The sequence below is a fragment of the Streptomyces sp. NPDC096311 genome (assembly GCF_044763085.1).
Taxonomy (GTDB): Bacteria; Actinomycetota; Actinomycetes; order Streptomycetales; family Streptomycetaceae; genus Streptomyces.
On the sequence record NZ_JBIWFN010000001.1, the window covers coordinates 38,996 to 62,914 of the forward strand.

Genomic DNA, 23,919 nt, shown 5'->3' on the forward strand with positions numbered 1-23,919 from the left:
AGCGCGCGGCCTGCAGGGTGGTTGACCGCATCGAGCACCGCGCGGCTCGTCGAAGCGGCCAGCAGGGGTGCGCCGCCGTTACCCCCGACAACAGCGGGCTTCCGATCCGCTGAGTGCCGCTGCCCCGCCGCCATCTTCACCCACTCAACTCCTGCGAAAGCGAGAAGCCTTCATGCCCGCATCCACGATCGTCGCTTCCAGCGGGGAGTTCCGCCTCTACGGGGACTCCGTGCAGACCTTCGCCGATCTGCCCGTGGCCACCTACACGATCTCCTTCTCCCAGGTGGCTGGCTACAGCCTGCGCCAGACGGAGCCGCTGGCATCCGCCGAGGAGACCGTCTACGGCAGCCACGCCTCCCGTGTACAGCGGATCGTCACCGGCTACTCCGCCATGGACCGCTCGCTCGGCGTCATCCTCTCCGGCGACAAGGGCATGGGTAAGAGCCTCATGCTCCGCCTGCTCGCCGAGCGGATGCGCAAGGAACACCACCTGCCCACCGTGCTCGTACAGCACGACATGCCGGGGCTCGCCGCCTTCCTCGACGAGCTGGGCGAAGTCGTCGTCGTCTTCGACGAGTTCGAGAAAATCTTCTCCAACGAGGACGACGAGTCGCAGAACCAGTTCCTGAGCCTGTTCGACGGGCTGAGCACGACGAAGCGCCTCTATGTCCTGTCGGTCAACGAGCTGCACCGCGTCAACGACTACATGCTCAACCGCCCCGGCCGCTTCCACTACCACATGCGCTTCGCCTACCCCGAGCCCGAGACGGTGGCCACCTACCTGCGCGACCAGGTGCCCGGAGTGACCGAGAAGCAGGTCGCCGAGATCGTCGACTTCTCCCGGAAGTACGACATCAACTTCGACCACCTGCGGGCGATCGCCTTCGAGCTGCGCCTGGGCGAGTCGTTCGCTGAGGTGATCGGTGACCTGAACATCAAGCGCAGCGAGCACGCCGGCTCGCGGATCGAGGCCCACATCACCTGGAAGAACGGCGACACCGACGTTTTCGACGGTCGTGTCGATCTGTTCAACAGCGACAGCCTGCAGACCATCAACGACTGGGACGCCGGCACCGGGCTGCAGTTCCGCATGCGCGACGCCGTCCCGTCCGAGGACGGCTACCAGCTCCCGGATGGTGCCTTCACACTCACCGACCTCCGTGACAAGGACGACAAGTCGCCCGACGACGAGAAGGACCTGCGTGCCGCCGCGGTGATCCTGCGCCGTCCCCCGAAGTACTCCATCGACTTCTGAGGACGCCCCCATCCGAACCGCCGAGGAGCCACTCCGGTCTCCTCGGCGGTTCGCTGTCCGGCTCACGCGTTCCTGTACAGAAAGCAGCCTTCGACCATGCCCAAGTACCGCATCGTCTCCGAGCCCGACCCCGGCGCAGAGCATCGTGAGCCCCGAAGGGCCAACCTTTGCCTCGGCAAGGCCCGTCTCGTCACGGTCATCGACTCCGAGGACCTGTTCTGGGCGACCAGGCGTGAGCTGATCTCCTTCGGCAACGACCTGCACTGAGCGCCATGCAGCCAGATCCGACTGTGCTGCTCGCCTGCCTGGCCGTCGCTGCGCTCGGCATCCTGTGCCTGGCCATCGGCGTTGGCCGTAAGCGGCGCTGGGGGACCCCATCCGGCTTTTCAGCTGGTCCCAGAAGCAGCAGCTCATCCGGCAGGCCAACGGTCGGTGCGAGCACAAGCCGCCCCTCTGGTTCCGGTGCCCGGCACCGGGGACCGAGGCCGATCACATACACCCCTGGAGCCGTGGCGGGCCGACTGAACTGTGGAACGGCCAGTTGCTCTGCCGTCGGCACAACCGGCAGAAGTCCAACCGCGTGCCGAGCCCCCTCTACCGCTGGCGTCTCGCGCGCCGGCGCAAGAAGTACTGACCACCCCGACACGCATCAGGACCAGCGTGCCAGGTTGTCCGGCACAAGGACTGGTCGGCTCGGAGATACACCCGCAGACGGGAGTCCCCGCCCGGCTTCAGCAGCTGCAGCATTGTCGGCGAGCGAATGGCCATCTGGCCGTACCCATCCAGATTCGCCTGGAATACAGCCCGATCGACCCCAGCCGTACGTTCAGCACGGCAGCCGGAACCGGAGCGGAGCAAATGCTCCTCAACTTCCAAGGAGGACCAGCCGCCCCTCCGAAGGTGGCGTCCCCTGCTACACCATGTGCAGCCTCGCCCGCCTCTACCACAACCACCCCGACTACCTGCCCGGCTGGAACGACCACATCGACGCCCCGACGCCCGCAGCGGCACCTACGACGAGTACCGACACCGCTCCACCATCTACACCCGCCGCGAAGCCGAACTCACCTCCTTCTACGACCGGTTCGACCTTCACCACGACGCGGCCGGCGAGTACTGGCAGTGCAAGACCTGCCAGGCCCGCGGGGAGAGCTGGCGGCCGCTGTCCGGCTCCTACGACTACCCGTTCGCGATCGGTGAGGCCCCACTCCAGCACCCCACCTGCACGCCCGCCCTCCAGAACAAGGAGCCCACCACGTGAGTCCGAAGAGGGAGGTCCGAGAGCGCCTCCTGGACCTGATCAGCAAGGCCGAAGCAGCGAACTGCGGCACCACACCCGAGGCCGTCGTCGACGAGGCCATCCACGAGGCGCTCCTCAACCAGCCCGTCCTGCACACCTGCCTGTTCCCCGGCTGCATCCGCCAGCACGACGCCCGCGCCAGCCTCGCTGGCGAACCCGCGTCCCGGCCGTCCTGGTCCAGCGCAGGCTGGCGGAAGGTCACCCGCGGCCCGGGACACGGCGACATCTGCCCCGACCACGCCCCCGTCGTCACCAAGCACCTCCCGAACCGTCTCAAGCTCCCCAACGGGCGATGGGGAATCACCTGCGCCTGCGAATGGATCACACCTCCGCAACGCCACCACCCCGTCCTCCGCGCCCTGTGGGAGCAGCACCTCCTCGAGGTCACCGGCGCCCTGCCCGCAGCACCCCCGGTCACCGACTCCGAACACCGCATCCCGCTCGCCGAGCACACCGACGCCACCCTCACCGAGCTGTACGACCGGCTGTGGAACGCCGAGGACGCCTACCAGGAATACCGCGACGTCGCCCGCGCCTGCATGGTCGCCTACACGATCGCCGTGCCCGCCCTCCTCGGCGCCAAGACCGCCCTCGAAGCCCTCCGCACCCGCATCACCCTCGACTCCCGCGACTGGGCCCACGACAAGCTGGACGCCCTCCTCTACGCCGTCATCATCGGCTGGAACTGCGAGAACACCGACCCCGACCACCAGCACAACCCCATCGACTGCCCCAGCGACCAAGGCTTGTGGGACATCGCCCGCAAGCACGACATCCCCACCGACCAGACCATCCAGGCCGGAAACCACCGCTGGTGGATCGCCAACGCCATCAAGGCCGCACAGCAGATCGAGGAACAGGCGGCGAAGCAGCAGGAGGTGAACTGAGGTGGGAGCAGCGGCCCTTGACTTGAACAGGCCCCAGGCGTCGCATCGCTGGCACGAGTCGGGGAGTGGTGGTGCACCTTTGTGGCAGCGGCGGCACAGTCCGGCTGTGTAGTAATCCGGCGAGCCGCAGCGGCGGCACGGTGGTGGCGTGTGCGAGCCGCGCGTGCGGCAGTTGGAAGCGCCGCCGACGTTCGAGCGGCAGCCGCGCACAGTCGACGACCCCGGCACCTCGGTCAACGACCGCGGAGTGGACGAGGTGCTGTGGTGAGCGACGTCCCCGACTACGTCCGCGGCCCCGGCCTCCAGCGGCCCCGCCGCCCGCAGAGCACCACTTCGGCTGGCTGGGCCCCGTGCCCGTGGGCCGAGTGCAGGTGCACGCACGAGCCTCCGTGGGTGGCGGGCTGGATCGACTCCGACGAGCAGGAGCCCGAGCGGGGCGCCGACGGCCGACCCCGTACCCGGGACGGCCAGCCCGTCACCCACCAGACGACGCGCCCGTGTCCCAACTGCCGCCCCGTGACGGCCCAAGCCCTGGCCGACCCGATGCTCCGCGCGGCCGGCAATTCTCGAAGATCCGTAAGCGCAAGGAGCGCTGACATGTCCTCAACTCCAACCACCAAGACGCGTCCCCGTACGCGGTACGAGGAGCTGATCCACGACCTGGGCGACGCCGCCGACCGGACGCGGGAAGGGTGGCTGACGAAGCGCAGCGTCGTCGCAACCTTCCTGGAAACCGTCAAGCCTCACTTGGAGGCGGCTTTCCGCCGCGGCAGGCTCGGCCGCCTGCGCGACCAGTGCCTCACGGTCCCCAGCCTGAAAGCCCCCCTCTCCGAGCGCGAAAAGCAGGTCGGCGTCCGGATGGCGCGCGGCCTGTCCAACGCGGCCATCGGCCTGGAGCTGTTCATCTCTGAGGACACGGTCAAGACCCACGCGCGCCGCCTCTTCAAGAAGATCGGCGCTCACGACCGGGCCCACGCGGTCGCCCTCCTGCTCATTCGGGGCGACATCACGGCGGCCGACGTCCTGGAACCCCTGGACGACGACCGTTGACGCCCCTCTCCCGCACCTGGCGCCCGCAGACAGCACCGGGCGCCCGGTCCACCTCGTCGAAATCCGGCGACGCGACGACGAGTACCCCAGCTGCTGCGCTGGCGGGCATGATGCGGCGGCTGTCAGTTTCACAGCGCCACTGTGAACGTCTGGCTCCCGGACGGCTCGTATCCCATCGAGGCGACCACGCTCACCGACACCGCGGAGTTCCAGGACTTCTCCGGGGGCCACGGGTACGAGCGCGAGATGCCGCTCAACACCCCCGCGGAGGAAGTGGTCAACGCCGTCCTCGCCACGCTCTTGGGCCAGGAGAAGCCCAGCGTGCCGGTCAGCTGCCCCCCCCCCGTACGACAAGCCGGGGTCTCCGTTCAACGGAGGCCCCGGCTTCGTCATGCCGTTGTGCTCGCCCCATATCCGCAACATCGCCCCCGCACGTCAGAGAAAGCGCAGTACACCCGCCATGACCAAACCGACCAACCCCTACGCCCAGGCCTACCAGGCTCAGCAGGCTGCCCTACCGGAGTCCACGCGCCTCAGCAGCCGCGTCTTCGGCTTCCTGGTGCGCGGCTTCCGCGCGCTCGGCCGTCCGCGACGGCGGATCAGCCACCCGACGACCGAGGCGGTGCAGTCATGAGCCGCCGTCCTGTCCAGGCCCCAGTGATTGACGCAGCGCAGGGCGATGAGATCCACCCCGCCTTCGGCGTCGCGGTCGTGACGCGCAGTCATGGATCAGGCCGTTCGCTGTTCCAGTCCGACCTGCTCCACAACGAGACCATCTCACTCTCCGTCCACGAGGCCACGCGCAAGCGCGACCTCAACCACGACTGGGTCCATCCGGGCCGAGAGCTCGTGGAGATCGAGATGAGCCTCGCCCAGTGGGGCTCGCTCGTGTCTTCCATGGGGCTCGGCAGCGGCGTGCCGGTGACCATCCGGCGTTCCGAGCACGACCCTTTCGTGCGCGAGATCCCTCATCAGCCTCGTACGGCCGAAAGCCTGCGAGAGGTTCGCGAGGTCACCGACCGGATGTACGCCCGCGTCAAGGCCGCCACGGCGGCACTGCACGAGGCGATCCACGAGAAGAAGGGCGTGAGGGCCACCAAGGAAGCACTCAACGCACTGGAGAACGCCGTCGCCGTTGCGGGCAGCAACGCCCAGTTCACCGTCGACTCACTCGTGGAGGCCGGCGAGCAGGTCGTCGCCCAGGCCCGCGCCGACATCGAGGCCCACGTCCTGGAGGTCGTCCGGCTGACGGGTACCGAGCCCTCCATCGAAGCCTCGTCATTCGATGCCCCGGCGCTGCCGGGGGCCACTACCAGCCGAGAGGAGCCCACCGATGCCTGAACTCACCGTGCCCGACGAGCTGTTCGACGCCGACTTCGTCGCCTCCGACGAGCACAGCCTGGCCGACCGCTCCGACTGGATCATCCAGGACCGCCAGATCGTCCACGCTCCCGTCGTCGGCTGGACCTGGGCGTGCCCCAAGTGCGGCGAGTCCGGAACCCTGCCGAAGGACCCTGGGCGCTCTTCCACAGTGCCTCCCCGCACGGAACACAGCACGCAGCTGGCCCGTTCGACACCCTCGTGCCGCTCCTGGTCTCCGTCGTGCGCGAGTTCCCCGGCTTTGCTCCGGGAGCCGACTGAAGCACCAGCCTCGACACGGAGGGACACCAGCCATGAACGCACTCACGACCACCGGGACGCCGTACACGGCCTGAGCTGCGCGCAGAGACCCCGCCCCCGCCGCACCGGGCTCGTCCCTGCCCGGCCGCGGGGGCAGGGAGCCGGCGGTGCGCGGCTGGCCCCCCGTAGGGGTTCTGCCCGCCGACCACGCCACCCTGCTCGACCTGCTGCGCGCCGCCCTGGGACTGAGGAGAGTTGGATGCCCACCGCGTACCCCGTGACCCTGCCGCCCGTTCCCGTCGACCCGGAGACCGCCTGGCACGCCCAGCGCATCAGCGACACGGTCTTCGAGCGGCCGGACGAGGGGTGGCCCTCCGCCACGACCCTGTTCGCGATCGAGGCCTCCAGCCCGGCCGAGGCGGAATTGCGTGTGCTGGCGTGGATCAACCACAGCTACGAGGACGACCTCCGCCAGGCGACCGCCACCGCCGAGCACCAGGCCGGCCCCCACCAGTGGCACGTCAGCCTGCGCATTCTCGGCGAGTTCTGAGCCCAAGCCAGGTGTGCCATGCACCGCCCCGCACGCCCACTGACCAGAGAGAGGAGCCACCGTGACCACCCCCGAGCCGAAGACCCCTGTCGACCGGAACACCCGCGTGGGCAGGGCCGTCATCGCGCTGCACCAGCAGCTGACCGATCTAGAGGGGCGCACGGACGAGTGGCCCGGCGCGGACGTCGTTGCCATCCTCAGCGACTGGCTGGAGCAGTTCGACTTCACCGCCCTGGCACCGGCAGTCGCGCGCATTCCGCCGCGTCCGCCGGGGCAAGCCTGTGAATGACTGGGCTTAGGACCATCGTTTGCGGGTGCCTCACCTGTGAATCAAACATCGTGAGACAGGAGTTGTGGCGTGAACCGTCGGCCGAGCGAGCATTTCAACCTCACCATCGAGGACGACGGCCACTGAGGTCTTCTCGGCAACCTGACGTTGCGTTGAGTAACGAGCCTGCAGGGCCTGGGCGGTGCCCTAACGTCAGACATGCGTGAAGCCCCTGGTAGGAACAACTCTGCGAAGATCACGTTCCGTACAGCAACCAGAGGCTCCACGTGCCCTCCAGTATCACCTACACCGCTGTCCTCGATGTCAGCAGAGCGACCGCCGAGCACCTCGCCCGGCTCCTGCAGGAGCACCGCGAGCGCGTCGGAACCCGCAAGGCCACCCGGGCTCTGGGCGCCTTCCGCCAGGCGGTCCTGGTCCTGCGGTGGTTCATCGACGGCACCCGCATGTCCCAACTCGCCCGCGACAACGCCATATCGCTGCCCACGTCCTACCGCTACCTGCACGAGGGACTGACCGTGCTCGCCGACCACGCCCCGGATCTGTCCACCGCGCTGGAACGGGCGGCGGCCGTCGGCTACACCCATCTCAACCTGGACGGCACCGTCATCCGTACTGACCGCGTCGCCGCCCCCGGCCCCAACGGCGCCGATCTCTGGTGGTCCGGGAAGCACAAGCACCACGGTGGCAACGTCCAGGTCGTCTCCGCCCCGGACGGCTGGCCGCTCTGGGTCTCCCCGGTCCGGCCCGGCCGCGAGCACGACACCACCTGCGCCCGCACCCACGGGCTCATCGACGCGCTCAACCGGCTCGCCACCGCCCTGGACATGCCCACCCTGACCGACCTGGGCTACGAGAACGCCGGCCCTGGCTTCCGCCACCCGGTCAAGAAACCCCAGGGTGGCGAACTCGCCGAGCACCAGCAGGCGTTCAACAAGGTGATCCGCAGCATCCACGGCGTCGCCGAGCGCGCCAACGCCCTGCTCAAGGTTACCTTCAAGGCCCTGCGCCGGGTCAGCCTGGACCCCGCCGCCATCACCCGCATCGCCCGCGCCGCCCTCGCCTTGCTCCAGATCGAGCACGGACGCACCACCCGAACGAAGATCACGAACCGTCACCAGACGTTACCGAGACGGGTTCACTACGCCGAGCGTCTCGTGTTCACCAACGGTCGGGAAGGCCGGACGCGCGTCTACCTGGGCCGGGCGGTGCGCGACCGGATCGACCAGATGACCTACACCGACTACGGCGAGGACTGGGCCTACACGTCCGTCGCCCAAGACCCCGACACGGGGGTCGTCACCGGAGTAACGACCACCAGCCCGGACAAGTATGCCCACCACACGGCTACCTGGGTGGCGATCTCCACCGCCGAGAGGGACGCGTTCCTTCAGGCCCAAGAGGAGAAGTGGCGGGAGTTCTGGCGGGTCGTGGCCTCGGTCGGCGCATGAGGCGGACTGACGCGCCCGGCCCCCGCCTGTGTCCCAGCGAGAACCGAAACCCGAGGAACGGAGATCACCATGTGAACGAGTGTCAACACCCACATCCGTGACGTCTACGACGTCCACCTGCCCCTGGACGACCGCGACCGGGTGGTGGCCCCGTGGCGCTCGCTCGGCATCGTCTGCCTGCAGGTCGACGAGGGGGGACTTCTGACGTCGCGACCGTCCGTCAGGGCCCGTGCCCCGGCTCCGCCCTGTGCGGAACGGGGCGCGGGTCTCTTCTTTCTCTTCGCCCGTCCTGCCTCTCAGAAACAGAGCGATCCACCATTCGACGCCCTTATCGATTCGACAAGCAGCTTCGTATGCGAGTCGATGACAAGCCATTCCTGACTGGTTAGGCTAAAGCTATGACTCACGACAACCACACTCCCGACGTCGAGCTCCCGAAGTTCGCCGTCAACGTCGTCCCGACGAACCAGCTCAAGTGCGAGGACCTCCGCACGATGCTGAACCTCTACCGCCGCGGCGAGATCACTCCGCTGATCTTCGGCGACGACAACAAGCCCGAAGTGGCCGTCATCCCCTTCGCCGCCTTCGTGCGCCTCATGAAGTACGACCACGCGGCCCACGCGCACGAGGAGAACGCCTTCCAGGCCGAGCTCTCTCGTCGTATCCAGGCCTCGGATGCTTCTGGCGATCCTGGCATGACCCTCGAAGAGCTCGGTGACGAACTCGGAGGGCCTGCGCAGGCCATGATCCGCAAGGTGCTCGGCGATGACGAATAGCCTGCGCATCAAGGTCCATCTGAGCCCCGGCGCTCGCGCCGACCTCCAACAGCTCAACCAGCGAGCCCTCAAGCATCCGCACGGGAAGGAAGAGGCCCTGCTGGAGGCGGCCATCGTGATGCTGCACCGGCTGAACGGGCGTCGCCATCCGACGAAGCCGCTCGACTGCAACCCGCACTTCGCCGATCTCTCCGACTGCGACACGACCTACGTCGGAGCCGACCCCTACGAGAAGCCCCCGCTGCGGATCGTCTCCCGGGACATCCGGCCGAGCCGCTCCGACGGGATCACCCGCCGCGAGATCGTCGCGATCGGCGCTCGGCAGGACAGCAAGGTGTACCGAGTCGCCGGCCAGCGCTTAGGCCGACCCGTGGGCGTCACCCTCGCCGAGCTGGCCGCGCAGCGTGAATCGACCACAGATCCCTCGCGATCCCGCCAGCGCTCGGTCAACAGCTTCGACTCCCCGTCCGCGGATGAGCCTGACCTCCTCTTCGAGTGACTTGTAGTCGACATTCTGTTCATCATTGATGGCTTCTCAATGAATGGGCACAATGGCGATTCGATAAGAGCGAGTTGATGACGATGTACGACTACGAGCCGGTGGCCCGGGCTGGTGCCCCTGATGCCGATTTCCAGTCCGATGCGACCATGGGCCACCGCTGACGGATCAGCCCTCGCGCTGCCCTCCTCGTGCGACGCGGCATCGGATTGGCCATTGCGCTCAGCATGGCCTACGAAATCTTCCACGTCATCTTCCGCACTGGTGTGGTCGCTCCTGTGCTGGCCTACGTCGGACCCGTCGAGGACTTCATCGGCTGGGTGGTCGAGGACCCGGGCGAGCCTGGATCGCACTGGCAGCCCTCGTTATCCCGCACATCGGGTTGTACTGCCTGCTCTTTGAGGACCGGAAGTAGGGCGGGGCGCCATCTTCAAGAGCGCCCGCATCATCATCGCCCTCGGTCTGATCGGCGGCGTCGGCCTGGCAGTCATCATCGGAAGGGTCACTGGCTCTTCGCCTCGATCGCAGGCACCGTCGCTGGCCTGTGGAACGACTTCATGGGCTGGATCAACTCGCCGCTGGGGTGGGAGCACCTTCTCGCCGGGGCCAGCGTGCTCTTCGTCCCGGTCATCGTGCTCATTCTGATCTTCGCCATCGCCGACGGCTGAGCCTCTCGGCTGGGCTCGTCCCACCAACGAAAGAACCCCGTGATGCTGGTGCATCACGGGGGTTCTCTTTTTCTGCCGGCTGCTCGTTGCCTACGCTGCGGCTCGCAGTTCACGATCCTCAATGGCGTTCTCGAACTCGTCGGCTTCCTCGATCATCCCGTAGGTCTCCTGTGGGATCTCGTCCTCGTCGCCCCCGAGCCGGCGGTTGAAGCTGCTCGACGCGGAGAACTTCAGCACCACGTAGTCGTCGACATTGCTCTTGCCGAAGCGCACCTTGTGGCCCTTGTGGTCCTGTCGGTAGAAGCGGCCGAAGCTCGTGAGCACGACCGTCTCTCCGCAGCTGACCGCACCCGTGAGTTCGCCGAGCAACGACTCGTACACCTTGTTCACCGTCCGGACTGGCAACCTGCTGCGAGTCGCGACCCGAGAGATGAACTTGCGCTTACTGACACGCGGATTCGTCGTCGTCTCCATGCCCACACCCTGTCCTGTCGTCCGTCATGCCGCGGTTTCACTTAGAAACCAGTCTATCGAAGATAGTCACGAGTCTAGAAGGAGGGTCGGGCTTATCGAGTGCCGCTCGCTTCGCTTATCGTTCCCCATTCGGCTAGAGCTCCACATCCGGCTCGATCTCCTCCCGGTCGTCCCTGGCCTCGTAGTCGACCGACTCGATGATGTTCCGCGTGTTCGGATCGCGGCGCTGGTTCACGACCTTGTCGTGGGACTCCTCGAACCGCCGCTGCGCCGCCACACGGTGGGCCGCATCGAGCTTCGCGCCGATGTTGCGCTCCCCAAATTCCATCATCGAGCCCAGCATTGACTTCGTGCCCTGCTTGGTCGCGCTGACGTTGGGCTTGTTCTGGGCCCGCTGCTGCTCCCATCGGCTCCAGTCCTCCGGCGTGACGTAGCCGAACATCCGCGCGAAACGCGAGCCGAACCTGGTCTGCTGTCCCTCATTCTGTTCCTGGCTCATGGCCCTTCCTCCTGCCCCTTGTTCGTGTCCTCGGATCACCCTCAGGCGGGCTGGTAGTCCTCGGCATCGGCCTCAGCGTTCGGGCCGTCGTTCTGCGGGCCGGCCTCTCGCTCGGACGACGGGTCCGTAGGGCGCGACCGCGGCTTGAGCCGCTGCTTCTCGAAGAAGCCGCCCGGGTCGTCGACCGCCGTCTGCAGCGTCTGCTGCCAGTTCTCCCCGAGGCTCCGCTTCAACTCGGCCTCAAGTTCCGGGTACTTCTCGTTCACTGCCTCCAACGCGTCGACGTAAGCGTTGGAGTAGACCCGCTGCTGTTCCTCGGGCGAAAGACCGTCGATGTCCATGCTCGCGATCATCACCTCGGACTGGTCCAGGCGGTGCTGGAGCATGTCGGGCAGCCCGCTGGTGTCCAGGCCCTGCTTCTGCGCCGCGAAGCCGACCAGGTAGCCCAGCATGTTGCCCCCGTAGCCCTCCTGGTCGCCGCGGCCCAGCGCGTCGAGCATCGAGGTCTTCATCGTCTCGGCGAGCTGGACCTGCTGGGCGTCCACGTCCATGGGCCGGCGCAGCGTGAACATCCCGTCCTCGGGCAGACGCCGGCCCAGCTGGTCGTCAAACTCCCCGCGCCAGACCGTGCGGACTCTGTCCGAGCCCGCGATCCGCTCCTCGTGCGCAGGGGCCTTGACGATCCGGCCGTGGGCCACGCCATTGAACATCGTGCGCAGCTCGGGCTCGTACTCCATCCGCTCGCCGATGATCATCCGCGCGCGCTGGACGACCTCCTGGCGTTCCAGGCCGTCTTCGCTCATCTGCTCGTGCAGCCGCTTGCGCATCGCCCGGTAGCTGTCGCGGATCAGGCCGGCATCCGCGCCTGGCTCACGCATCTTCCAGAAGGCGTTCTCCATGAGCGCGACCTCGGTCATGGCCGCCGAGTCCGGAGTGAACATCTCCCGGTGACCGCGTTCGCGGTGCTGCATGGCGTCGAAGCGCTTGCGCCACTTCTTCGGCAGGTGATCACGCGGATCGGTGCTGCCGATGAGGCGCTCGCGCCGGGCGTCGCTCGGCACATCCTTGAAGATCCTCTGCCGGTGCGCGATGCCGCTCTCGGCAGAGGCGACCATGCCGCGGGTCCTGGTGTCGATGCGCTCCTGGATCTTGTCCTTGAAGGGCTGGAGGTAACTGTCCATCTCCTTCTTGAAGTCCGGGGCAAGCATCCGCATCGCCATCACCATGCCGACGGCCTGGACGACCGAGTTGGCATTCACCCCTCGCGAGAGCGGCTTGAGGCACGACTGCATCATCATCTGCATGTAAACGTGGTGCATGACGCCGAGCTCCTGCGTCCGCTCCTCGTCGTTGAAGCCGGGCACCAGCAGCTTCGAGTCCCGCAGCGAGGCCATGTACTTCTCGCCGGCCAGCCGCGTCTCCGCCCGGAGCTTGAGCAGCTGCTCGCGCTGATCCAGGCCCTCGCTCTCGTCCTCGGCCCGGTCGACGTCGATCCAGTGCATGCGCTCGCGGGCGGCCATCTGCTCCCGGGTCTTCGCGCCGAAGCACCCGCGGGCACGGTCCCGGAGCCGCTCGCGCCAGGCGCGCGAACCGTCTGCGTCCTCCGGTCCGGGCTCGTCGATCACCTCGGCATCGATCGGCTCGTCCGCCTGCTGCCGATCGTCGTCAACCGGAAGCTCCTTGGCCGCGCGCGGGCGGCCCGCAGGGCCCGTTCCCAGTTCCTTGCGCGGTGCCATCTCAGTACCCCATCCCGCAGTCGTCGTCGCTCTGCGGCTGATCGATCTCGATGCTCGGCGTGTAGAGCGGGCGCGACGCGCCCACGCCCACGGCATGCGCAGAGCGGCGGTGCGAGCCACGGGTGCGGGAGGCCCCCGCGTCCTGAGTGATCACGTCGCGCTTGACCACCGAGTCATCGACGGCGATCGCAGCGCTGTCCAGGCTGTGCGCTTCAGCGGAGCTCAGCTGATCGAGCTGCCGGGACATCTCGGCCCGGGCCTTCCGGGTCCCCGAGGACGCGAACTGCTCGTTCTTCTCGCCGTCGTAGACGCTCTCGCGGTTCTTGGCCGCCTGCACGAGCGCCTCGAAGCCACCGCCGTAGGCCATCTGGTCCATCACGGCGCCCCGCAGCGACGGGTCCTCTTCGAGGTTGCGGATGAGCCCGGTCTTCGGGTCCTCCAGCGCACTGACCACGCGGGCCACGTAGTCCGGGTTGACCGTGACGCCGAAGCCCTCTTTGGACTCGTAGAACTCGATGAACTGCTTCTCCCACTCCTCGGCCGTGGCCTGGACCGGCTCACCGTCGAGGAACGCCGTGCGCCACTGGCCCGGGCCGACGTGTTCGATGCTGCGGCCCCTCCAGAGCTCGCGGCCGGGGCCCTGGAGCATCGCGTACTTGTGCCGGGCCTCGGCGGCGTCGTGCTTGGCCTGCAGGATCGACTGAGTCACCGGGTAGGTGACCTCCAGGACGGCCTTGAGGTCTTCGCCGCGCAGCGCGCGCACGGCGCGCTGGCTGAACGAGCCGCCCAGGCCGGTGCCGTGGGCCTTGATCGCCGTGGCGAACATCGAGGCTTCCTGGTCGGCCTGCGTGATGCCGGGCGTACCCTGCGCATCACCCAGGTTCCGGGCGTAGTCGGCGAGCTTCTTCTCGCTGCCCTTGGCACCCGTCTCGACACAGACCTCGCGCACGCTCCGCAGGTGCGCCTCGCGATCCGAGAACGTCAGTGCCGCGCCGAACTCGCCACGCTGCGCCTGGCGGTACAGCCCGCTCAGCTCCTCCGTCACAACCTGCTGGCCGAGCTTGATGTCCTCCGGCGACTCTGCGCCCATGAGCGCCTGCAGCCTGAGCCGGTTCGCCTCGCTCCGCGAGCCCTCCAGCTCCTCAGCCAGTCCGGCGTCCTTGGAGAGCGCGACCTGGGTGTCCAGCGAGACCTGCATGGCCAGCGGGTGTGAACCATCGCTCTTGACCACGCCGGTGTCCAGCAGGTTGGCCGGCACCGAGAGCTTCGCCAGGGCTTCCCCCTTGGCAGCCTCGCTGTGCAGCTTCACCACGGCGACCGCGTCGCCGTCGAAGTCGCCGTCGAAGCAGGCGTCCATCACGGGGTTGATCGCGGCACCGGTGAGCCGGTCGTCGATCGCTACCCGCATGTAACGCACGCCGGCGTCGCGGAGCACCGGGTCACGCCACACCAGCGCGTGGTCGCCCTCGGCCAGCCCCAGCTGCTCGGCCTTGACCGAGCTGAGCGCAACCTGGTCGACGCCCAGCCGCGGGTCCGCGGTCCACACCATCGTCGCCGAGTCGGTCAGCCGCGAGGCCATCAGCCCCGTCTTGAAGATGTTGTTCTTGCCCGTGAGCACCCGGTTCTGCACGTCGGTCGTGATCGCGTCGAAGGCGCGCTGAGCGCGCGAGACCGATTCGCTCATGCCGCGACGCACCTCGGCGCGCTTCTCCGCGGACAGACCCTGGCCGTCCAGCTGCTCGGCCATGTAGCAGTAGCGGCAGGCCTCGACGAAGACGTCCTGGTAGCTGCGGGTGTAGTCGTGCGTGACGGAGGACCCATCCTCGAACTCCTGGCCACTGCGCAGATGCGAGGACATCACCGGCAGCTTCCACGAGCTCGCGCTCACCGTCTCGGTCTGCTCACCGGTCGGATACGTGAGCGGGAACGGGATCTCCATGTCGCCGCCGCGGTCGCCGATGAGACCGCCGAAGGACTTGCGCATCGCCGTGGTGTTCAGTCCCGGGAGCTGGCCCTCCTTGCGCGGCCGAGTGCGCAGCAGCTCGGGCATCGGGATGAACCGGCGCTCGGGGCGCTCGTCGAGGCCCTCGGCCTGGCCGACCACCCGCAGCGTGCCGTCAGCCTCCATGTCCATGCCGGTCACCAGCAGGTACTCGCGCAGGTTCGACTCGGCCCCGCTGTTGTGGCCGTAGAACTCGAGCATGATCGCCGGGCAGTCCTGAGACTGCAGCGCCCAGGCCAGCTGCGAGGAGGCCTTACGGCCCTTGCCAGCACGCACCTGCTCGTCGTCGTAGATCTTCGTCTTCTCGTCGACGGCCATGTGGGTGACCACGAAGCGCATCTCGCCCAGGGCACTCGGCCGCAGTTCTCCGTTGGGGGAGCGCAGGTCGGAGACGTTCCCGCTCATCAGCTCGCGCGCCGAGCCCGCGTTGCGCCGGGAGATCAGGCTGAACGGGCTCATCACCACGTCCAGGCCCGGGTTGGCCCGGAACCAGTTGACCTCGTCGACGACATCCTGCTCCTGCGCGTCCTGCAGCGGCATGTCCCGGTCGACGATCAGCGAGATCACGCCCTTGTTGCCGTGCAGATCCGAGATCTTGTCGCCCACGACGAGATCGCGCTCCTGGCCGCCGGCCCCGCGGATGCGGTGGCGCTCGGCGAACTCCTTCGACACCACGATCGGGTCATCAGCCGTCCAGCCGCCGAAGGTCATCAGCGCCGTCTTCGCCGGCGCGGTGACCTCAGAAGACTGCATGATCGTCGAGGCCGTCATCTGCTGGCGGTCGAACGGGTCGTACCGCAGCGTCTCGAGCTCGGGGAGAGCCATGAGCGGCGCACGCTGTCCGGCCACGCTCTCGTCGCCCGGCACGATCCGGCCGTCGGCGTCGACCTGGGCCTGAGTGGTCAGGTACCGCACGATGCCCTGGTTGGTCGCGCCTCCGGTCATCACCGGGTCGAAGTAGCCGCTGGGCGCAGCGACGTTGTTCCGGTCCTTGCCGGTGAGCACTGTCATGTTCCGCCCGCCGGTGAGCCGCCAGGCGTCGAAGCGGTTGTCGTCAGCCGGGTCAGTCCGGTCGCGCTGGGCCCGGTACTCGGCGTAGATCGTCGAGCCGGCCTTGATTTCGTTGGAGTAGCGCACACGGCGCGCCTCGGTCTGCAGGATCGCGGCCGTCCACTCGTCCAGGTGCTCCTTGATCTCGCCAGTGGACTCGTCGAGCTGGTACGTGGTGGCGCGCTCGATGAAGTCGATCGGGTGCTTCGTGCCGTACAGCTGCGAGTAGACCGCGTTGAGCGAGGAGGGCTCGCCGGTCTCGCTGCGCCCGGCGATGAGGTCGTCGGCGATCTGATACTGGATGCGCTCGTGCATGAGCTGCTCGTAGCCGCGAAGGCGCGTGCGTTCCTCGACCGAGGTCGGAGCCTCGCCCGGAGTCTGGGCCGTGATCGTGGCCCAGTAGCCCGGCACGACCAGGGCGTTCTCCCCGCTCGCGAAGGCGGTGGTGATCTCGCCGTAGTCGCCGACATCGAAGACCTGGCCGATCTCACCCGAGATCGGAGTCCCCTTGCCGTCACGGCGTAGCTTCTCGCCGCTCCAGCGGATGACGCCTTGCTCGTCGACCAGGATCTCGGAGACCGTCGCCGCGTTGCGCTCGATGCTCTCGCGCACGGTGGCCCCGATGCGCCGCATGAACGCAGATTCGTGATCGGCGATCGGCATGGAGCGCTCGGAGTTGAAGCGGACGAGCCGGTCCTTGAACCGGGTCGTCTGGAAGGTCGAGCCCATCATCGCGTCGGGGGAGATCCCGCAACGACGCAGCGCCGAGGCGAGGTTGTCGAGGTTCGACCACTGCCCGGTGGGGCTGGTCATGTACCGCGCCACCCGGTCCGGGCTGAAGCGCTGATCGACCCACTCGCCGTCGACGTCGTGGGGCTCCGCCTCCCAGGTCCCGATGATTTCGAAGGGGACGTCCTCGGCGTGCTGCAGGACCTTCTCGACGGTGGTGCCGCCGTAGACGAGGTTGCCCGTCTCGGGCACCTCCTCGGCCTGCAACTCGCCGATCTCCTGGAGCCGTTCGTGGTACATCTCTTCGGTCGCACCCGGGCGCAGCAGATCGCTGTGTGCGCCGATGAGCACGTCCCAGTAGGAGCGCTGGATCGCAGCGACCTCAGAGTCAGCCGAGTACTCCGGCGGCTCGATCGCATCCAGTTGGCCGCCCGTTCGCTCCAACTCGGCCTCAGCACGAGCGATCAGGTCTTCGACGCCAAGAGCTGCCTGCAGATTCTCCCGCGCGCTCTCGACGGCGGCCTTCGCGTAGGCCTCAGCGGGCTGGGCGTCGACGAAGAAGGTCGGCAGGGAGCGGTTCTTCGCGTCCCGGCGCAGCATCACCTTCGACCCGGGCCGGGGACCGGACTCGCCCGGGGCCACATAGTCGCCGACCACGAACATCGACTCCCGGTCGACGTGGTAGCTGTCGGGTACATCCACTACCGTGCGGCCACGGCCGCGCTCCTGGTGCGTCGTGCCCATCTCGCCGGCGGCGTGCCCCGGAAGATCCGTGCGCTCGACGCGGTGGCCCTGGGCGAAGCGCAGCAGTTGAACGGCTTCCGCCGGCGAGGGGGAGTAGACCGCCATGCCGCCGGGGACCCGGTAGTTCGTCGAGTAGCGCAGCACGGTGCCGTTGTCGTAGATCCGGGCTCCGGCGTACTCCTCCTGGCGCGTGTCGGTGAGGCGGATCTCCATGCCGGTCCGGGCGATCTTCGCCTTGATCTGACCGGGCTCGCGGTCGCGCATCACCTCGTAGGACACGCCCTGGGCCTTCAACTCTTCGAGCAGTGCTGCCGAGCGCGCCACGGCGCGCCGGGACATGAAGCGGTTGCGATCGACACGGTTCGTCTGCGGATCCCGGCCGCCGTCGATGACCCACTCGCGGACCTGGTCGTACTCCTGCTGGCTCATCTTGTCCATCAGCGCGGTGAGTCCAGCCGCGTCGTCGTTCGTCATCGCGCGCCCGGCCTCGAACGGCTTGCCATCGTCGTCGATGCGCCAGAGCACCATGTTCCCGCGCCGGGGATCGGCCAGGGTCTCCACCTCGCCGCCGGCCACACGTCCGATCGTCTCGTCCGGCAGGTACACCAGCGCGGTCCCGGCGCGCTTCACGGTCGCGCGTTCGGACCAGTCGGGGGCGTAGGGGCTGATCGGCAGCCGGGCCGACTTCGGGTCGGCCTGCGCACCGACGCCGGTGGCACGGGTGAACTCCCGCTGCGACTGCTGGTAGCGCTCGTTCTGCGGGGAATGGTCACCGAACTGCGGCTCGTAGTCGGACACCTTCTCCGCGAACGCCTGGTCGATGGCGGTGAGGCAGTCCGTGACGCCCAGCCGCGGGTCGGCCAGCGCGGTGCCCCGCTGGCCGAGGATCTCGTCGACCCGGGCGCGGATCGCCTTGGCCTGGGAGACCGGAATGACCTGTCCGGTCTGCTCCCGGGCCTGCTCGACTGCCTTGTAGTAGACGTACTCGTAGAAGTACCTGCGCAGTCCGTGCGCCTTCTTCATGGCTAATCAGCCTCCTGTGGATGCTCGGGGTTACACAAGTATGTATAGAACATACCCCGCTTATCGAAAGGAGGTTGGATGCCATTTGAAAAGGCCAGTGCCGAGGCAGTCTCCCTTAGTCGAGAGACGACCCCGGCACTGGTCGTGATCCTTGGCTGGCCCCCAAGTGGCTGCCAGCTACTTCGAGTTCATCTCGATGGCCATGGCCCGGTCGAACCTGCCGTCGGCCAGCACCTCCCAGTTCGGCAGTGAGGCCAGGTACTGGTAGAAGGCCGAGTGGACCTTCACCGTCGCCAGCGACTTCAGGCCCTCCTCGGTGACGTCCTCCTCCGCGAACACCCGCGAGTCCTCGTCGTTCACGTGGTCGTTGATCCGGCGGGCCGCATTGGCGTACGCGTCCGAGCGGATCTGGCTGATGTACGTCTGGGACCCATCGGCGCTGCGCAGCTCGCCGTCGCCGCCGATCGAGAAGTGCTCGCGATCCTGCTCCAACTCGGTCTGCGCCGACTTGTAGGCCTCGCCGATCTCGATGTCCAGGCTCTTGACCTTCGCCGAGCCGTCGGGGTTGACCAGCATCTCCTTGCTGATCGTCCCCTCGGCGTAGAGCAGGCGCTGCCGCTCGGCGCTGACCGCCTGACGCTCGGCGACCGCAACCCCGACCTCGACGTTCTCGATGAACTGGTCCTCGTCGAACATGCTCATCCCCTCGTACTCGTCGGGGTCGACGACCACCGGGGCGTTGGGGTCCCGGCCCTCGTCGACCGTGGTCATCGTGGTGATGACCTCCATGACCTCGTCGGCGTAGACATCCGGGTCCAGGCGCTCGATGTCGACCTCCTGGTAGCCGTAGATCTCCTTAAACTGCGCCTTCGCGTCCGCGGCCTTGACCGCCTGCCGCATGCGCTTCTCCAGCATCTTCACGAAGTCCGGCTGGTTCATCCGCACGTCGAAGTCCATGGCACTGGACAGGGTCGGGATAGTCTGCAGCGAGTACGTGTGCCCCGGGTGCTTGATCGTGTTCCTCAGCAGCCGGAACGACATCGGCAGGATCGTCTGGTTGCGGTTCCAGATCGGCGCGTCGCCGGCCCGGAAGACGATCGAGTTGCGCGGCGAGAGGAAGGCCATGTCGTTGTAGCTGATCAACGGCTCCTCCTTGGTGTTCATCGTGTAGGAGACCCGGCCATCGGTCTTGCCGCCGATGACCTTGTCGAGATCCTGGCTGATCTGCTTGCTGTCCCGGTACGACCGGTGCGTCTTGCCGCTCATCTTCTCCATCGTCTCGATCATCGAATCGTCCGTGGACTTGAGGAAGACGATGTTCGAGGTGTTGTGCGTCGGGATGAAGTCGTCGGTGAGGTAGAGATGGCGTTCGTCGGCGACCCGGATGCACTGCACCTCGTCGTCTCGCACGTACTCGACGCTGACGACACGGTTGAAGCTCCGCGTACGGTCGCGCCAGCGCTCCGCCTTGCGAGACAGTGCGAACGGGTTGATCTTGGGCAGACGAATGTTCTGCACGCGGTAAGCATCCCGAGCCACCTTGGGCTCATTCTGATTCGGGGACGTGTACATGATGTTCGTCTTGATGTTGATCGCCACGCGACCGCCGAGCGATCGGATCAGCGTCTGCACGCCCTCGGCCAGCTCATGGCTCGCGGAGGTGAACTCCATCTCTCCCTTGGCGCTGGTCGTGCCGTCGGTGTCCATGAGGCCCCGCAGCAGGTCGACGCGCTGCGCGACGGAGCCGAGCAGATACACCTCAGGGATCGACTTCTCCCACGAGCGCTTGCCGGCGATGTCGAACTCGCGCATGAGCTTCCGAACCCCGTTAATCCGGTACTTGGGGCACAGACCGTCCGCGACGGCCTGCTCGACGACGTCGTACCCCCGACGGCGGATCTCGTCCACAATCTCCAGGTCGCTGCTGTAGAAGGACACCGTCCCCTCCGGGTTGATGTGACCATCACCCAGGATCGCTCCAAGGACGTACGGATCGATCGGGAGGTTAGCCTCCGGGTAGGAGACCGGGTCGATCGCGATCAGGTCGACCTGGCGACCCTTCTCGACGCGGGACTTGAGCTCCTCGGTGCTGATGACCTCGGTGACCCGCTCCATCGTCTTGCCGTCGGCACCACCAACGTAGCGCCGCTTGCCGTTCTCGTCCTTGCCGCCGAGGTACTTGATGCTGGACTTCCAGCGCTCGACTGGCCACAGGTGATCAGGGCACGCCTCTACCGAGGACCCGTCGCGCAGCTTGAGCCGGTAGACCGGACGGATCTTGACAGGGTACTTGTCCGTCACCGTCGTGACCGTGCCGAACGGGGTCATCAGCTCGTCGCCGGGCTGGATCTTCCTCATCGTCGTCCACCCAGTCGGCGTGAGAATCTTTGCGTCGAGCGCGAGGCAGTTTCCCTGCACGATCTTGTCGACGCTCTCGCCGTAGACGTCGCGCAGTTGCTGCAGGGTCTGCAGGATGAGCGTGAACTGCTGCTCCTGGCCCAAGCCGATGGAGAGCATCGTCTCGAAGCCGTCGATGCCCTTGCCCTCCGACTGCAGGTTGCCGAGCTCGTCGAGCATGAACCGCGTGCGGTAGAGCGGCTTCTGGTTCGACTTCGTCATGTACGCCTGGTCGGCGCTCACGTCGAACAGTTGCTTGACCAGGATCAGGATCAGCTTCGCGTACTTCATCAGGTGAGGCGGAGTCACCAGGAACAGCGCCTTCGGGGACTCCGAGTAGCGCGACAGCGTCTGCGTGATCGCCCGTGCCTGGTACGAGACCTTCTCCGGGTTGCCGCCGCCGGAGAAGTCGAGCCGCGTGTCCGGGTAGAGCGTGTCCCCGGGCTGGAAGGACAGGATCTTCCCGTCCCGGGTGCCGCCCTCACGCACCGGCTTGAGCTCACGCATCACGCCGTTCTTCACGATCTTCTTGCCCGTCACCGGCTCGACCACGTAGTGCCGGCCGTTGAGCGAGACCTGGTAGTTCTTCGTGAAGCTGAAGTAGAAGGTGCGCACCAGCATCTTCGTCTGCGGGTTGACCAGCTCCAGCTTGAGCCAGGCCTCGTCGCCAGGGAACGTGCCCTTGAAGTTGTACCGGGCCCAACCCTCGCGTCCGACGATCTCCTCGTGCTCGAAGTCCTCACCCAGGTTCTCGGTGAACATCGGGTCCGCGTAGGCCGACCACACGGCCTGCTGACCGACGAGGTGGTCGCGCTTGACGTAGTTCGGCGCGAAGCGCACGCCGAGGCGACGCGGGAAGCTCAGGCCGGCCAGGTCGGTGTTCTGCGAGGGCTTGCCCGAGGTCAGCGTCGAGATCGTGGGGTCGGTGAAGAACGACATGGCGGTGATCGCGATGCCGTACACCGAGGCCAGCATCTTCTCCGCCCCGGCCATCGAGCGCAGCGCGTTGTGGGCGTTGCCCACCAGCGTGCGCATGTTGTTGCGGGGCAGCTCCTCGCTCGCGTTGAAGTACAGGCTGAGCATGTCCTGATCGGCCTTGCCCTCCCACATGAAGGCCTGGGCCGCCGCCTTCTCCTGCTCCTCGGCCAGGGCGTCCTCGTTGTTCTCGAACTCGCCGGCCTTGACCCGCTTCTCCAGCTCGGCCTCGGGGTTCTTGATCTTCTTCGAGCTCATCTGCACGAAGAGCTGGTAGCAGTTGTAGAGCGTGACCTTGCCCCAGAGGTCATCGAGCTTCTGCTCCAGCAGCGCCGGGTCCATGTTCAGCACGGCTGCGGCGCTGCGCAGCTCCCGCTCCTCCTCCAGATAGAAGTCGATGAGTCCGTAGGCCGCGCGCTTGAAGGCGTTGTTGGCGGCATTGGGCCAGACCGGGTCCTCGCCGCCGTTGAGCGGAAAGAAGATCCCGGCGATGTTCTCCACGTACAGCGCGCACTTGGTGAAGTTGCCCTCACGCGCCGCGTCGGCCGCCAGCCCCAGGGGGTTGTAGATGTCGGTCTTCATGGAGTTGATCAGGTTGAACTGCACCGGCTCGAACCCGCGTGTGACCAGGGGCACGTAGTTCTTGACCAGCAACTCGCCCTTGGGGTCGTTGATGACCATGTTCGAGGGCTTCTTCTCCCGCGACCACATGTCGATGACCGGCTCGATGTACGTCTGGCCCTTACCGGCTCGGGTGATGGCCAGCACCATGGTGTTCACCGGCGCGGTATCGACCACGTACGCCCCGGCCGGGCGCTGGACCTCGTACGCCGGGAACGTCCAGTCCTCCTTGATCAGGTCAGCGACGGTCTTGTACGTGTCCGACTCGAAGCCGAGCTTGTCCCGGTTCTTGCCGTCAGGGTTGTACGGGATCAGCGTCGTGTCGTACTTCCGCCGCAGCGTCTTGTCATCGGGGAGCCCGGATGCCTCGAACAGCCTGTCACCGAAGTCTTCGTCGATGATCGGCAGGGTCTGCGTCAGCGGATTGCCCTCGTCGTCGTCCATGACCTCGCCGGCGTAGTAGACGAGGTTCCCCTCCTCATCAATGACGTCTTTGTTTGCGCGCTGGGCGACCTCGACGGTGCCCAGGCCCTTCTTCTTGAGCATCATGTGGCTGAGCATCGAGCTGACCTGCACGCTCGAGTGAGCACCGGCGTCGGGGAACCAGTCGTAGTTCTGCTGGATCTCTTCCGGCAGGGCGATGTGCTGGTCGTTCTCGTACTGGTTGATGTCGCTCGTGGTGTTCATCAGGTTCGCCGCGGCGACCTTCCGTGAGAACCACGTGGCGATGATGAGGGCGACCATCAGACCCGAGCCGAGCGTGATGAAAAGCTTGAACCCCGAGACGTCGGCCAGCTGCTCGCCGACCGTGGTCACGCTCTTCTTGGGCTCAGCCGGCTTCCCGGCGCTGGGCTTGCCGTCCTTCGCCGCGGTGTACCAGCTGGGGACCGGAACAGCCTCAGCGCTGGGATAGCACTTCGCCTTCACGTCCGGGTTGCCGTCCTTGGTCAGGGGCCGGTAACACTTCACGACCGAGCCGCCCGTACCCGTCGTGGTGTCCTGGAGGTAATACGCGCTCGGCTTGCCGGTGCTGCTGCCGGACGCACCCGAACCCACGGACATGTCCACCGAGAGCACCGCCGTGGCGATGAGCGAGTAGAGGACCCAGGCGACGATCGTCACCAGCACGCCTGTAATCACCGCGACGACGATGCCTGGTCTGGTCGACCTCAAGGTCAGGAACTTGCTGCGGTCCAGCTGCTGGTTGTCGTAGACGTCTCGGTTCGTCAGCGTCTCGCCGGGTGTCCGCGCTGAGATCTTGTCCCAGCTGCTCGCCTTCGGCCGTGCCGCCTTGCGCCTGTTCGTGGCCATCGTGATTCCTTATTCC

The 23,919-nt window shown here is 66.9% G+C and carries 18 protein-coding genes and 2 pseudogenes; 14 read left to right on the plus strand and 6 right to left on the minus strand.

Annotated elements, in window-relative coordinates; all coding sequences use genetic code 11:
- Nucleotides 1-172 precede the first annotated feature (172 nt).
- The 6 genes and pseudogenes from ACIRA5_RS00200 to ACIRA5_RS00225 all read left to right on the plus strand — a co-directional run.
- On the plus strand, nt 173-1,255 hold the full coding sequence (locus ACIRA5_RS00200) for an AAA family ATPase (protein ID WP_403685850.1): 1,083 nt from the start codon (nt 173-175) through the stop codon (nt 1,253-1,255).
- 96 nt (nt 1,256-1,351) lie between these two features.
- Entirely contained in the window at nt 1,352-1,522 is a 171-nt protein-coding gene (locus ACIRA5_RS00205) for a hypothetical protein (protein ID WP_403685852.1), read from the plus strand.
- Nucleotides 1,523-1,667: 145 nt separating this feature from the next.
- A complete protein-coding gene (locus tag ACIRA5_RS00210; RefSeq protein ID WP_403687165.1) occupies nt 1,668-1,889 on the plus strand; it encodes an HNH endonuclease in 222 nt (73 codons plus the stop codon).
- A 288-nt stretch (nt 1,890-2,177) separates the two neighbouring features.
- Nucleotides 2,178-2,516, plus strand: a complete 339-nt coding sequence (locus ACIRA5_RS00215) for a hypothetical protein (protein ID WP_403685853.1) — start codon at nt 2,178-2,180, stop codon at nt 2,514-2,516.
- Nucleotides 2,513-3,442, plus strand: coding sequence for a hypothetical protein (locus ACIRA5_RS00220; protein ID WP_403685855.1), 930 nt, complete (start codon nt 2,513-2,515; stop codon nt 3,440-3,442). The genes ACIRA5_RS00215 and ACIRA5_RS00220 overlap by 4 nt, the downstream gene beginning before the upstream one ends.
- 834 nt (nt 3,443-4,276) lie before the next feature.
- Nucleotides 4,277-4,492 (plus strand): annotated as a pseudogene (locus ACIRA5_RS00225) (helix-turn-helix transcriptional regulator); the annotation flags it as partial.
- Nucleotides 4,493-4,620: 128 nt separating this feature from the next.
- On the opposite strand, the gene ACIRA5_RS00230 reads toward ACIRA5_RS00225, so the two are convergent.
- Nucleotides 4,621-4,773 carry a hypothetical protein gene (locus ACIRA5_RS00230; protein ID WP_403685857.1) on the minus strand — a complete coding sequence of 51 codons (153 nt, stop codon included), beginning with the start codon at nt 4,771-4,773 and terminating at the stop codon, nt 4,621-4,623.
- 179 nt (nt 4,774-4,952) lie between these two features.
- On the opposite strand from ACIRA5_RS00230, the gene ACIRA5_RS00235 reads away from it, so the two are divergent.
- From ACIRA5_RS00235 to ACIRA5_RS00270, 8 genes and pseudogenes are all read left to right on the plus strand, one after another.
- Entirely contained in the window at nt 4,953-5,126 is a 174-nt protein-coding gene (locus ACIRA5_RS00235) for a hypothetical protein (RefSeq protein WP_403685859.1), read from the plus strand.
- A gap of 23 nt (nt 5,127-5,149) precedes the next feature.
- The gene (locus ACIRA5_RS00240; protein ID WP_403685861.1) at nt 5,150-5,833 is read left to right on the plus strand and encodes a hypothetical protein; all 684 of its coding nucleotides are present in this window, start codon (nt 5,150-5,152) and stop codon (nt 5,831-5,833) included.
- Between the two features lie 538 nt (nt 5,834-6,371).
- Nucleotides 6,372-6,662, plus strand: coding sequence for a hypothetical protein (locus ACIRA5_RS00245; protein WP_403685862.1), 291 nt, complete (start codon nt 6,372-6,374; stop codon nt 6,660-6,662).
- Between the two features lie 61 nt (nt 6,663-6,723).
- On the plus strand, nt 6,724-6,951 hold the full coding sequence (locus tag ACIRA5_RS00250) for a hypothetical protein (protein WP_403685863.1): 228 nt from the start codon (nt 6,724-6,726) through the stop codon (nt 6,949-6,951).
- A 266-nt stretch (nt 6,952-7,217) separates the two neighbouring features.
- Nucleotides 7,218-8,042: pseudogene (locus ACIRA5_RS00255) on the plus strand (transposase family protein); the annotation flags it as partial.
- 755 nt (nt 8,043-8,797) lie between these two features.
- On the plus strand, nt 8,798-9,175 hold the full coding sequence (locus ACIRA5_RS00260; protein WP_403685864.1) for a hypothetical protein: 378 nt from the start codon (nt 8,798-8,800) through the stop codon (nt 9,173-9,175).
- Nucleotides 9,165-9,674, plus strand: a complete 510-nt coding sequence (locus ACIRA5_RS00265; RefSeq protein WP_403685866.1) for a hypothetical protein — start codon at nt 9,165-9,167, stop codon at nt 9,672-9,674. The genes ACIRA5_RS00260 and ACIRA5_RS00265 overlap by 11 nt, the downstream gene beginning before the upstream one ends.
- A 227-nt stretch (nt 9,675-9,901) precedes the next feature.
- Complete coding sequence (locus ACIRA5_RS00270) at nt 9,902-10,342, plus strand: hypothetical protein (RefSeq protein ID WP_403685868.1); 441 nt, start codon at nt 9,902-9,904, stop codon at nt 10,340-10,342.
- A 90-nt stretch (nt 10,343-10,432) separates the two neighbouring features.
- Here ACIRA5_RS00270 and ACIRA5_RS00275 read toward each other — a convergent pair whose 3' ends face one another.
- The 5 genes from ACIRA5_RS00275 to ACIRA5_RS00295 all read right to left on the minus strand — a co-directional run bounded on the left by ACIRA5_RS00275 (nt 10,433) and on the right by ACIRA5_RS00295 (nt 23,903).
- Complete coding sequence (locus ACIRA5_RS00275; RefSeq protein WP_403685870.1) at nt 10,433-10,816, minus strand: HU family DNA-binding protein; 384 nt, start codon at nt 10,814-10,816, stop codon at nt 10,433-10,435.
- Nucleotides 10,817-10,949: 133 nt separating this feature from the next.
- Nucleotides 10,950-11,315, minus strand: coding sequence for a hypothetical protein (locus tag ACIRA5_RS00280; protein ID WP_403685871.1), 366 nt, complete (start codon nt 11,313-11,315; stop codon nt 10,950-10,952).
- 41 nt (nt 11,316-11,356) lie between these two features.
- Entirely contained in the window at nt 11,357-13,051 is a 1,695-nt protein-coding gene (locus ACIRA5_RS00285; RefSeq protein ID WP_403685872.1) for a hypothetical protein, read from the minus strand.
- A 1-nt stretch (nt 13,052) separates the two neighbouring features.
- Entirely contained in the window at nt 13,053-18,599 is a 5,547-nt protein-coding gene (locus tag ACIRA5_RS00290; RefSeq protein WP_403685874.1) for a hypothetical protein, read from the minus strand.
- Between the two features lie 177 nt (nt 18,600-18,776).
- Nucleotides 18,777-23,903 (minus strand): type IV secretory system conjugative DNA transfer family protein, encoded by a 5,127-nt coding sequence (locus tag ACIRA5_RS00295; protein ID WP_403685875.1) that lies wholly within the window; start codon nt 23,901-23,903, stop codon nt 18,777-18,779.
- Between the last annotated feature and the right edge of the window lie 16 nt (nt 23,904-23,919).

Bases quoted from the DNA above. Each gene is read 5' to 3' on its own strand.
- ACIRA5_RS00205 (WP_403685852.1), top strand. From the start codon at position 1,352: ATGCCCAAGTACCGCATCGTCTCCGAGCCCGACCCCGGCGCAGAGCAT.
- ACIRA5_RS00200 (WP_403685850.1), top strand. From the start codon at position 173: ATGCCCGCATCCACGATCGTCGCTTCCAGCGGGGAGTTCCGCCTCTAC.
- ACIRA5_RS00265 (WP_403685866.1), top strand. From the start codon at position 9,165: ATGACGAATAGCCTGCGCATCAAGGTCCATCTGAGCCCCGGCGCTCGC.
- ACIRA5_RS00285 (WP_403685872.1), bottom strand. From the start codon at position 13,051: ATGGCACCGCGCAAGGAACTGGGAACGGGCCCTGCGGGCCGCCCGCGC.
- ACIRA5_RS00270 (WP_403685868.1), top strand. From the start codon at position 9,902: ATGGCCTACGAAATCTTCCACGTCATCTTCCGCACTGGTGTGGTCGCT.
- ACIRA5_RS00295 (WP_403685875.1), bottom strand. From the start codon at position 23,903: ATGGCCACGAACAGGCGCAAGGCGGCACGGCCGAAGGCGAGCAGCTGG.
- ACIRA5_RS00280 (WP_403685871.1), bottom strand. From the start codon at position 11,315: ATGAGCCAGGAACAGAATGAGGGACAGCAGACCAGGTTCGGCTCGCGT.
- ACIRA5_RS00245 (WP_403685862.1), top strand. From the start codon at position 6,372: ATGCCCACCGCGTACCCCGTGACCCTGCCGCCCGTTCCCGTCGACCCG.
- ACIRA5_RS00290 (WP_403685874.1), bottom strand. From the start codon at position 18,599: ATGAAGAAGGCGCACGGACTGCGCAGGTACTTCTACGAGTACGTCTAC.
- ACIRA5_RS00235 (WP_403685859.1), top strand. From the start codon at position 4,953: ATGACCAAACCGACCAACCCCTACGCCCAGGCCTACCAGGCTCAGCAG.
- ACIRA5_RS00275 (WP_403685870.1), bottom strand. From the start codon at position 10,816: ATGGAGACGACGACGAATCCGCGTGTCAGTAAGCGCAAGTTCATCTCT.
- ACIRA5_RS00260 (WP_403685864.1), top strand. From the start codon at position 8,798: ATGACTCACGACAACCACACTCCCGACGTCGAGCTCCCGAAGTTCGCC.